General features: G+C 72.5%; 7 protein-coding genes. 3 read left to right on the forward strand and 4 right to left on the reverse strand.

The window, feature by feature from the left end; translation table 11 throughout:
• Positions 1-364: 364 nt before the first annotated feature.
• The 3 genes from K206_RS0128320 to treF all read left to right on the forward strand — a co-directional run bounded on the left by K206_RS0128320 (position 365) and on the right by treF (position 5,464).
• Positions 365-829 carry a hypothetical protein gene (locus K206_RS0128320; RefSeq protein WP_020423952.1) on the forward strand — a complete coding sequence of 155 codons (465 nt, stop codon included), beginning with the start codon at positions 365-367 and terminating at the stop codon, positions 827-829.
• 579 nt (positions 830-1,408) lie between these two features.
• Positions 1,409-3,586 carry an EAL domain-containing protein gene (locus K206_RS0128325; RefSeq protein ID WP_020205745.1) on the forward strand — a complete coding sequence of 726 codons (2,178 nt, stop codon included), beginning with the start codon at positions 1,409-1,411 and terminating at the stop codon, positions 3,584-3,586.
• Positions 3,587-3,799: 213 nt separating this feature from the next.
• Positions 3,800-5,464: an alpha,alpha-trehalase TreF gene (treF, locus tag K206_RS39545; protein WP_020205746.1), complete on the forward strand. Its 1,665-nt coding sequence runs from the start codon at positions 3,800-3,802 to the stop codon at positions 5,462-5,464.
• Between the two features lie 10 nt (positions 5,465-5,474).
• Here the strand turns inward: treF and K206_RS0128335 are convergent, their stop codons facing one another.
• The 4 genes from K206_RS0128335 to K206_RS0128350 form a co-directional block, all read right to left on the reverse strand.
• Complete coding sequence (locus tag K206_RS0128335; RefSeq protein ID WP_020205747.1) at positions 5,475-6,236, reverse strand: alpha/beta fold hydrolase; 762 nt, start codon at positions 6,234-6,236, stop codon at positions 5,475-5,477.
• Positions 6,233-7,261 (reverse strand): M14 family zinc carboxypeptidase, encoded by a 1,029-nt coding sequence (locus K206_RS0128340; RefSeq protein WP_020205748.1) that lies wholly within the window; start codon positions 7,259-7,261, stop codon positions 6,233-6,235. The genes K206_RS0128335 and K206_RS0128340 overlap by 4 nt, the downstream gene beginning before the upstream one ends.
• A 111-nt stretch (positions 7,262-7,372) precedes the next feature.
• On the reverse strand, positions 7,373-8,059 hold the full coding sequence (locus K206_RS0128345) for an HAD family phosphatase (RefSeq protein ID WP_020205749.1): 687 nt from the start codon (positions 8,057-8,059) through the stop codon (positions 7,373-7,375).
• 122 nt (positions 8,060-8,181) lie between these two features.
• On the reverse strand, positions 8,182-9,051 hold the full coding sequence (locus K206_RS0128350; protein ID WP_020205750.1) for a LysR substrate-binding domain-containing protein: 870 nt from the start codon (positions 9,049-9,051) through the stop codon (positions 8,182-8,184).
• Between the last annotated feature and the right edge of the window lie 105 nt (positions 9,052-9,156).

The raw sequence follows: 9,156 nt of genomic DNA on the forward strand, positions 1-9,156 counted from the left end.
AAGGCGGGCCGGCGCCGGCACTCCGGCCCGGGGCATGCCGGGCGCGGCGCACAAAGCGTTGCCGGGCGCACCTGAAAAGGATTTCTAAAACAACCTGGTGAAAACCCTTGACTATCTACCTACAGATAGATAAGATTCGTCTCATGGATGCGGCGCCACGGTAACGGCAGTGCAGCAAGGCCCACCCGGCACCGGCGTCCAGTGCAGCAAACAGCAACAAAGACGGAAGTCATTTTTTTTGCCCTGCTTGTCTACCTATCAATAGATAAAGCGCGAATCGGGCAAGACGGACGGCTTCCCGGATAAATCCCGGTCCCCGCGGCCAGTGCAGACCCCCGGACCCATGCTTCGATTGGAGAACATCATGAACGCCAAGCTTCTTGCCAAGTCCCTGCTCACCGCCGCCACCCTTGCCGCGGCTTTCGCCACCGGCGCCGCGCAGGCCGGCACCGTCCCCGCCGACAAGTACGGCTACAACTACCGCGTGCGCGACGCCTATACCGACGGCGCGCGCAGCGGCAAGTTCGACCCGTTCACCGAAGGTGCCCGCACCGGCAAGTTCGACCCGTTCACGGAAGGCGCGCGCGCCAGCACCGTGGCCGGCCTCGACCGCAGCGGCGTGTCGGCCGAACCGGCCCGCAGCGCTGATCCGTACACCGACGGCGCCCGCATGGTGGCCGGCCTCGATCGCAGCGGCGTATCGGCCGAGCCCGCCCGCAGCGCCGACCCGTACACCGACGGCGCGCGCGGCAACGGCAAGCGCAACCCGTTCTACGACGGCGCCCGCAGCGGCAAGGCCGATCCCTACCTCGACGGCGCCAACGCCTGAGGAACCCGGCGGCAGGCAGGACAGCGCCTGACGCCGACCCCGATTCACCCCGTCGCGCCGCCCTGGCGGCGCGCGGATACCAGGAGCGCATCATGAGCCGTTGGCAGAGTTTCCGTCTGCTGGCAGGCTGGGCCCTGGTCTGTGTCGCCAGTGGCTCGATGGTCACTCTGGTAGCGCAGACTCTTCCCGCCTGACCTGCCTCGCCGCAGTCCCCCGACGGCGTGCCCTTTGCCGGCACGCCGTTTTTCTTGCGCCATTCTTTCGGCGCGGCGAATCCGTCGCGCGTTTTCCCGCCTCCTGGCCTGCGCGGGCCTGCCTCGTGATCCACGGAAGGCGCGTTCCGTGTTCCGCGCCGGGAACGTGCCCGGCGCGGAATGGGGGGGCGCGCGTGATCGCCGTCCCCGGCCGCGGCCGGCCCGCCCCAGGGTAAATTTCCGCGGCGCGCTGCCGTTATCCCCCGTAGGCGACCGGCGCAAAGGCAGCGCCGGCGCGACCCTCCGCCTGCACGCGCAAGGGACTCGTCCCGCCAGGGGCGAGTGCGTGTCCGGGCGGCATAAACAGATAACGCCGACACCATTCATGCCGCCTATCCAAGGTCCGCCCGCCGAGACGGAACTCGTTCGCCTGCTCATCCAGGGCGTGACCGACTACGCGATCTACGCACTCGATCCGTCCGGCAGCGTCAGTAGCTGGAATGCCGGCGCGCAGCGCGCCAAGGGCTATGCGCGCGAGGAAATCCTGGGCAGCCATTTTTCCCGCTTCTACACGCCCGAGGACCGCGCCGCCGGCCTGCCCGGGCAGGCCCTGCAGCGGGCCCGCGAGCTGGGCCGCTGCGAGGTGGCCGGCGCCTGGCGCGTGCGCAAGGACGGCAGCCGCTTCTGGGCGCACGTGCTGCTCACCCCCATCCACGACCGCGCCGGCCGCCTGCTCGGCTACGCCAAGATCACGCGCGACATGACGCAGCAGAAGGCCGACGCCGAGCGCCTGGCCGAGGTCACGCGCAAGCTGGACCTGGCGCTGCAGAACATGTCGCAGGGCCTGTGCATGTTCGACGCGCACGGCACGCTGGTGCTGGCCAACCGGCGCATGGAGGCGATCTTCGGCACGGCCGCCGGCGGGCTGGCGCCCGGCGCCGGTTTCCTCGACGTGTGCCGCGCCATGACCGGCGCGCGCGCGAGCGAGGCCGCCGCGCCCGGCGCGCCGGCGGGCCGGATGTCCACGCAGTCCACCGCGTCGGCCCAGTCCACCCCGTCCGCCCACGCCGTGCCGCCCGAGGCCCGCGCCGAGCCCTACGCGCAGGCGCTGGCCGAGCGGCACCTCGACATCCTGCGCCGGCAGCCGCGCTGGCGCAGCGTGGAAGCGCTGCCCGACGGGCGCGCCATCGCGCTGTCGCACAGCACGCTGGCCGACGGCGCCTGGGTCACGACCTGCGAGGACATCACCGAGCAGCGCCGCATCGAGGCCACCATCCACCACATGGCCCGCCACGACGGGCTGACCGGCCTGCCCAACCGCAGCTTCTTCATCGACCACCTCGACGAGGAGCTGCCGCGCGCGCGCAAGCAGGGCAGCCGGGTGGCCGTGCTCGGCATCGACCTGGACCGCTTCCGCGAAATCAACGACCTCTATGGACACGCCGCCGGCGACACCGTGCTGCGCGCGGTGTCCGGGCGCATCGCCGCGCAGCTCGACGCGGGCGAGTTCATCGCGCGCGTGGGCGGCGATGAGTTCATGGCCGTCAAGCGCTTCGCGCAGCAGCCCGAGCTGAGCGAGTTCATCGCGCGGCTGGTGACGTGCCTGAGCGAGCCGGTGCGCCTGGACGGCTTCGAGCTGACCGCCGGGGCCAGCATCGGCGTCGCGGTCTTTCCCGGCGACGGCACCCGCGCCGAACAGCTTGCCGCCAACGCCGGGCTGGCCATGCGCCGCGCCAAGGGCAGCCTGTCGGAGTCGATCTGCTTCTACGAAAGCCGCATGGACGAGGCCGAGCGCGAGCGCCGCACGCTCGCCGGCGAGCTGTGGATGGCCATCACCGCCGACCAGTTCGTGCTGGACTACCAGGTGCAGACCGCCATCGCCAGCGGCGCGGCGATCGGCTGCGAGGCCCTGCTGCGCTGGCGGCATCCCGCGCGCGGGCTGATCACGCCGGACAGCTTCATCCCGCTGGCCGAGACCTGCGGCGCCATCCTGCCGATCGGCGAGTGGGTGCTGCGCAGCGCCTGCCGCGCGGCCGCGCACTGGGACGCGCCGCGCAAGATCTCGGTCAACCTGTCGCCGGTGCAGATCATCCACGGCAACCTGGTCCGGCTGGTGACGGGCATCCTGGAAGAAACCGGGCTGGAAGCGGGCCGGCTCGAACTGGAAATCACCGAGTCCACCATCATCGGCGACAAGGCGCGCGCGCTGGACATCCTGCGCCGCATCCAGGCGCTGGGCGTGACCATCGCCATCGACGACTTCGGCACCGGTTATTCGTCGCTGGACATCCTGCGCTCGTTCCCGTTCGACAAGATCAAGCTCGACCGCACCTTCATCGCCGAGATCGCCGCCGACCGGCAGGCCCGGGCCATCATCCGCGCCATCCTCGCGCTCGGCCGCAGCCTGGCGATCCCGGTGCTGGCCGAGGGCGTGGAAACCGCCGACCAGCTGCGCCTGCTGCGCGCCGAAGGCTGCGACCAGGCGCAGGGCGTGCTGCTCGGCCGGCCGCTGCCGTTCGAGGACTTCCGCCGCGCCCATGCGGCGCGCGCCGGGCAACGCTGACGCGCGAACAGCATGGGAGTGATGCGGGAGTGATGCGCGAGGCGCGCCGCGCCGCCGTGCCTGCCGCGCCCGCCGGCGCGCCGGAACTCGCCCGCCGGGCCGCACTCTGATGCCTTATCGGCGGCCGCCCGGGCCGCCGCGCGGACAAGCAGCGGGAGCGGGAATGCCAGCACGGATCACCAGCGCGCCGGAACGCGGCGGCGCAGGCCAGCCATGAAGAACCGTCCCCGCACCGCCGCCGCGGCCGGGCTGCCGCACGCGGGCCGCGTGCGCGAGGTGGCCGACCGCACCGGCGGCCACCATGTCGTCCCGCACCGCCTGCAGGGCTGTCCCCACGCCGATCCGCTCACCCCCGCCGACCGCTACCAGGATCTGTTCGTCGCCGTGCAGACGGCGCGCGTGTTCGACGACAGCAAGACCTTCACCGACGCCATGCCGCGCCAGGACCCGGCCGCGATCCTGGCGGCCTACCGCGCCCGCGCGGGCGCCGCCGGCTTCGACCTCGCGGCGTTCGTGCGGGAGCACTTCACGCTGCCGCAGGTGCCGCGCAGCAGCTATGTCTCCGACCGGGCGCAGACGCTCGGCGACCATATCGACGGCCTCTGGGAAGTGCTCACGCGCCACCCGTCCGCGCACCCGCCGCAAGGCTCGCTGCTGCCGCTGCCCCATGCCTACGTGGTGCCGGGCGGGCGCTTCGCCGAGCTGTACTACTGGGATTCCTACTTCACCATGCTGGGCCTCGCCGCCAGCGGCCGGCACGGCCTGCTGCACGGCATGGCGGCCAATTTCTCGTACCTGCTCGACACCTACGGCGTGATCCCCAACGGCACGCGCACCTACTACCTGAGCCGCTCGCAGCCGCCCGTGTTCGCGCTGATGGTGGAACTGTTCGAGGACCACGGCGTGCAGCCCGAGCTGGCCTACCTGCCGCAGCTGCGCAAGGAACATGCGTTCTGGATGCGCGGCGCCGAGCACCTGGCGCCGGGCCAGGCATGCCGGCGCGTGGTCCGGCTCGCCGATGGCAGCCTGCTCAACCGCTACTGGGACGAGCGCGACACGCCGCGCGAGGAAGCCTACATCGAGGACGTGGCCACCGCCGCGTCGTCGTCGCGCCCCGCGCCCGAGGTCTACCGCGACCTGCGCGCGGCGGCCGAATCGGGCTGGGACTTCAGCTCGCGCTGGCAGGACCCCGGCGGCGGGCTGGAGACGGTGCGCACCACGGCCATCCTGCCGGTCGACCTCAACTGCCTGCTGTACAAGCTGGAAACCAAGCTGGCGGAGCTGGCCGCCGCCGCCGGCGACCCCGACGCGCCGGACTTCCTGGCGCGCGCGCGGGCGCGGCGCGGCGCCATCGACCGCCTGATGTGGAACGAGGCCGCAGGCGCGTGGTTCGATTTCGACTGGCAGCGCCATTGCCCGCGCGCCGGCCTGACCGCGGCCACCGTGATGCCGCTCTACGTGGACGCGGCCAGCCCGGCGCAGGCGGCGCTGCTGGCGCGCACCGTGGCCGCGCGCCTGCTGCTGCCCGGCGGCATCGCCACCACTGAGCGCATCAGCGGCGAGCAGTGGGACCAGCCCAACGGCTGGGCGCCGCTGCAGTGGCTGGCCATCGGCGGGTTTGCGCGCCACGGGCAGCATGCGCTGGCGCGCGAGATCGCACACCGCTGGCTGCATACCGTGGCCAGCCTCTACCGCCGCGAGTGCAAGCTGGTGGAGAAGTACGCGCTGCGCCCGGCGCCGCACGGCGCGGTGGGCGGCGGGGGCGGCGAGTATCCGCTGCAGGACGGCTTCGGCTGGACCAACGGCGTGGTGCGCCGGCTGATGGCGCAGCATCCCGTCCACGCGGCGTGCACCTCGCGCGCGGGCGAGCACGGTTGACCGGCCGGCGCTAGGCCGCGCCGGTCTCGCCGAGCCAGTGCGCCACGGTGGCGGCCAGCCAGGCCGGGTCGTCGTGCGGCAGGTCGTGGCCGGCCCACGGGTGCCAGCGGTGCCGCACGCCCCACGCCGCCGCCAGCCGCGCCGAGCAGGCCGGGTCCACCAGATGGTCGGCGGTCGACGACACCAGCAGCGTGGGGCAGGACGGCGGCGCCGCGGCGGCGCGGTAGCGCGCCGCCGCCCACAGTTGCCGCAGCGCGTTGCCGCGGCTGACCGGGGCGCTGGCGCGGATCGCGCTCCACGCGGCCACGTCGGTCTCTCGCGTGGCGACGGCATTGCAGGTGAGGCGATGGATGGTGCGCTCGCAATAGGGGCCGTCATGCCAGCGCAGCGCCATGCCGGCCAGCGCGGGCCAGTTGCGCGGGCGCAGCCGCTGCGCCACGCTGCCGAACGGCCGCATGCTGGTGTTGACCAGCACCAGCGCGCCGATCTCCCGCGGATAGCGCCGCGCCCATTCCGCCGCCACCATCGCGCCCAGCGACATCGCCAGCACGCGGTAGGGCGGCGCCAGCGCCTGCCGGCGCGCGCCGGCGCGCACGTGCTCGACCATCGCCGCCACATCTGGCGGCGCGCGCACCGCCGCCTGCGCGCCGTTGCCGGGCAGGTCCAGCAGCGTCATGCGCGCGATGCCGCAGCGCGCCTGCAGCGCGGCGGGCAGGGCGCCCCAGTGGCGCGCTTCGCGCGTGAGGCCGCGCAGCAGGATCCAGTCGCTCATCGGGGTGGCCTGCCTTGCCATTGCGCGGTGGCCAGCGCCAGCAGCTGCGCGCGCCGCTCGCCCTGCGGCAGCCAGCGCTCGGGCGCGTAGGCCACGCGCCCGAGGAAGTCGAGCAGGTTGGCGTGGCGGCGCAGCACGCGCTCGGTGCGGTGCGCCTTGACCGGGTTGAAGAAGCCGTGGCGCGAGAACAGTTGCCGCGGGTTTTTCTTGATCCACAGCCACGAGCCCAGCTCGAGCGTCATCGGCAGGAAGATGTTGGGCGCCGGGGTGTGGTCGTAGGCCCAGTCCCACAGGTCGCCGTGCAGCAGGTACTGGTGGCTCTGCGGCTCGAAGGCGTAGCCGTGGTGCGGGTGGGCCTGCTCGAACATGGTCTTGAGCGCGAACATCTCCGGCAGGTGCGCCATCGGCGCCGCGGTGCGCGCGTAGGGAAACCAGATGCTGTCGCCCCAGCCGTAGCCCGAGTGGCAGTCCAGCGCGAAGCTCAGCGGGCGCTGCTGCAACTGCTGCGCCACCACGCGCAGCATGGCCTGGCTTTCCTGCTCCATCGGCGCGCCCAGCCTGCCGCGGTACCACGGCAGCCACGCGCCCAGCCGCTGGCCGCCGGCCAGCAGCGGCACGCGGCCATCGGCATCCTGCGGCGCGTTGCGCATCAGGTCCACGCCGTTGGGGTTGGCGCGCCGGTAGGCCCACATGCCGCCGGGATTGACGATGGGCATGAACAGCAGCCGCACCGACTGCAGCTGCCGCTCGAGCAGGTCGTCCCACTCCAGCCGCCACAGCAGCATGCGCATGTAGTCGAGCAGCAGGTGGGTGCCGATGCGCTCCAGGCCGTGGATGCCGGCAAAGAAGCCGATCGCCGGCGCGCGCGGGTCGTCCGAGCCGATGCCGGCGGTGTAGAGGGGGAAGCGCTGCCCGCCCGCGTCGACCTCGCCGACGCGGCAGACATCGAGGCGATGCGCGCCGGCTTCGAGGATGGCTTCCAGTTGCCGCATCTCGGCGAAACCGTCGGCGGCGGGCGGGGGCATGGGCGAGGGCAGATCCGGGTCCAGGCAAGCGGGCGTGCCTCCCATCATCCGCCGCGAATATGAAATCCCCGTGACGCCGCCGCGCGCCGGGCGCGGGGGCGTGCGGCTGGCCTAGCCGGCCATTTCTTCCGCGAACAGCTCCAGCACCGCCCAGCCGCGCGCCGCGGCCAGCTCGCCCAGCGCCATGTCCGGGTTGGTGGCGACCGGGTGGCTCACCGCCTCGAGCAGCGGGATGTCGTTGCGGGAGTCGCTGTAGAACGCGGTGCGCTCGAAGCCGTCCCACGACAGCCCGAGCGCGGCCAGCCACTGCGCGACGCGCTCGATCTTGCCCGCGCCGAAGCTCGGCACGCCCTGCACGGCGCCGGTGAACTCGCCGCGCGCGTCGCACGCGGCCTCCACCGCGACCAGGTGCGCGACGCCCAGCGCCGCGGCGATCGGCTCGGTGACGAAGCGGCAGGTCGCGGTGACGATGCAGCACAGGTCGCCGGCCTCGCGGTGGCGCGCCAGCAGCGCGAGCGCTTCGGGGAGGATGGCCGGCGCGATGACCTCGCGCATGAAGCCGTCGCGCAGCGCTTCCAGGCGCGCGCGCGGATGGCGCGCCAGCAGGCCGAGGGCGAAGCCGGCGTGGCGGTGGAAATCGAGCCGCCCGGCGCCGTACTCGGCCAGCCAGAGCGCGTTGTTGGCCTCGACCTCGCGCGCGTCGGCGGCGCCGGCCGCCACCAGGTAGCGCGCCCATTCGTATTCGCTGTCGAGCGGTAGCAGGGTGTGGTCGAGGTCAAACAAGGCAAGGCAGGACATGCGCCGTCTCCGGTCGGAAAACCGGAAAGCATGCGCAGGCGCGGTGACTCGCCGATGATGCGCGGCGCAAGAATTCCGATACGGCTATCGGCGTATTTGCGGCGCGCCGGCCGCGCGTTCGCTCATGCCGCCGCGCGCGGCGCGAGGCACTCCAGGAACGCGCCGATCAGGCGCGTGTGGGTGCGGCCTTGCAGGCAGTACAGGTACTCGTGCAGGATCGGCGGCTGGCTGGAGAAGGGCACCGCGCACAGGCCGGCATCGCGCGGGACTTCGCCCAGCGGCACCACGCTCGCGCCGAGGCCCTGGCGGATGGCTTCGTAGATGGCCTCGCGGCTGCCGATCACGGTGCTCGACGGCAGCCGCAGGCCGGCCTTCTCCAGCGCGGTCTCGACCGCCTTGCGCGTCATCGAGCCGTGCTCGCGGATCAGCAGGTGGCAGGCGGCGATCTGCTCCAGGCTGACGCTGGGCGCGCGCGCCAGCGCGTGGCCGGGGTGGACCACCAGCACCATCGGGTCGGACGCCAGCGTGATGCGGGCCAGGCGCTCGTCGTCCACGGCGTGCGAGGACACCGCGACGTCGATGCGGTACTCGAACAGCGCGTCCAGCATCTGCTGCGAATTGCCGATGTCGAGGCTGATCTCGATGGCCGGATGGCGCTCGCGGAACGCCGCCACGCTGGGCAGGATGTAGTAGGGGCCGGTGGCGCCGATGCGCAGGTTGCCCAGGTGCAGGTTGCCGGCGTTGCGCAGCAGGAAATCCGCGCTGCCTTCGTGCTGCATGAGCTGCTCGACCACCGGCATCAGCGCCACGCCCACGTCGCTGAGGTCGACGCGGCCGGCGCGCCGGTAGAACAGTTCGACGCCGTAGCTCTCCTCGAGCTGGCGGATGCGGCCCGTGACGGTGGGCTGGCTGACGCGCAACTGCTTGGCGGCGGTGGTGATGCTGCCCTGCCGCGCCACTTCATAGAATGTCGTCAACAGGTCGCCGAGCATTGGGGAATCCGTGGGGAATGAGGCAAGCGCGCCAGTCTAGCGGCGCTTTGTGACAGTTCCGTGCAACGCCGCCGGACAGGGCGGCGCCGCACGGCGGGCCGGGGG

It is taken from the genome of Cupriavidus sp. WS, assembly GCF_000395345.1.
GTDB classification, from domain to species: domain Bacteria; phylum Pseudomonadota; class Gammaproteobacteria; order Burkholderiales; family Burkholderiaceae; genus Cupriavidus; species Cupriavidus basilensis_B.

What these genes read in the sequence shown, in the direction of transcription:
- K206_RS0128320 (WP_020423952.1), top strand. Translation starts at nt 365, where the DNA reads ATGAACGCCAAGCTTCTTGCCAAGTCCCTGCTCACCGCCGCCACCCTT.
- K206_RS0128325 (WP_020205745.1), top strand. Translation starts at nt 1,409, where the DNA reads ATGCCGCCTATCCAAGGTCCGCCCGCCGAGACGGAACTCGTTCGCCTG.
- treF (WP_020205746.1), top strand. Translation starts at nt 3,800, where the DNA reads ATGAAGAACCGTCCCCGCACCGCCGCCGCGGCCGGGCTGCCGCACGCG.
- K206_RS0128335 (WP_020205747.1), bottom strand. Translation starts at nt 6,236, where the DNA reads ATGAGCGACTGGATCCTGCTGCGCGGCCTCACGCGCGAAGCGCGCCAC.
- K206_RS0128340 (WP_020205748.1), bottom strand. Translation starts at nt 7,261, where the DNA reads ATGCCCCCGCCCGCCGCCGACGGTTTCGCCGAGATGCGGCAACTGGAA.
- K206_RS0128345 (WP_020205749.1), bottom strand. Translation starts at nt 8,059, where the DNA reads ATGTCCTGCCTTGCCTTGTTTGACCTCGACCACACCCTGCTACCGCTC.
- K206_RS0128350 (WP_020205750.1), bottom strand. Translation starts at nt 9,051, where the DNA reads ATGCTCGGCGACCTGTTGACGACATTCTATGAAGTGGCGCGGCAGGGC.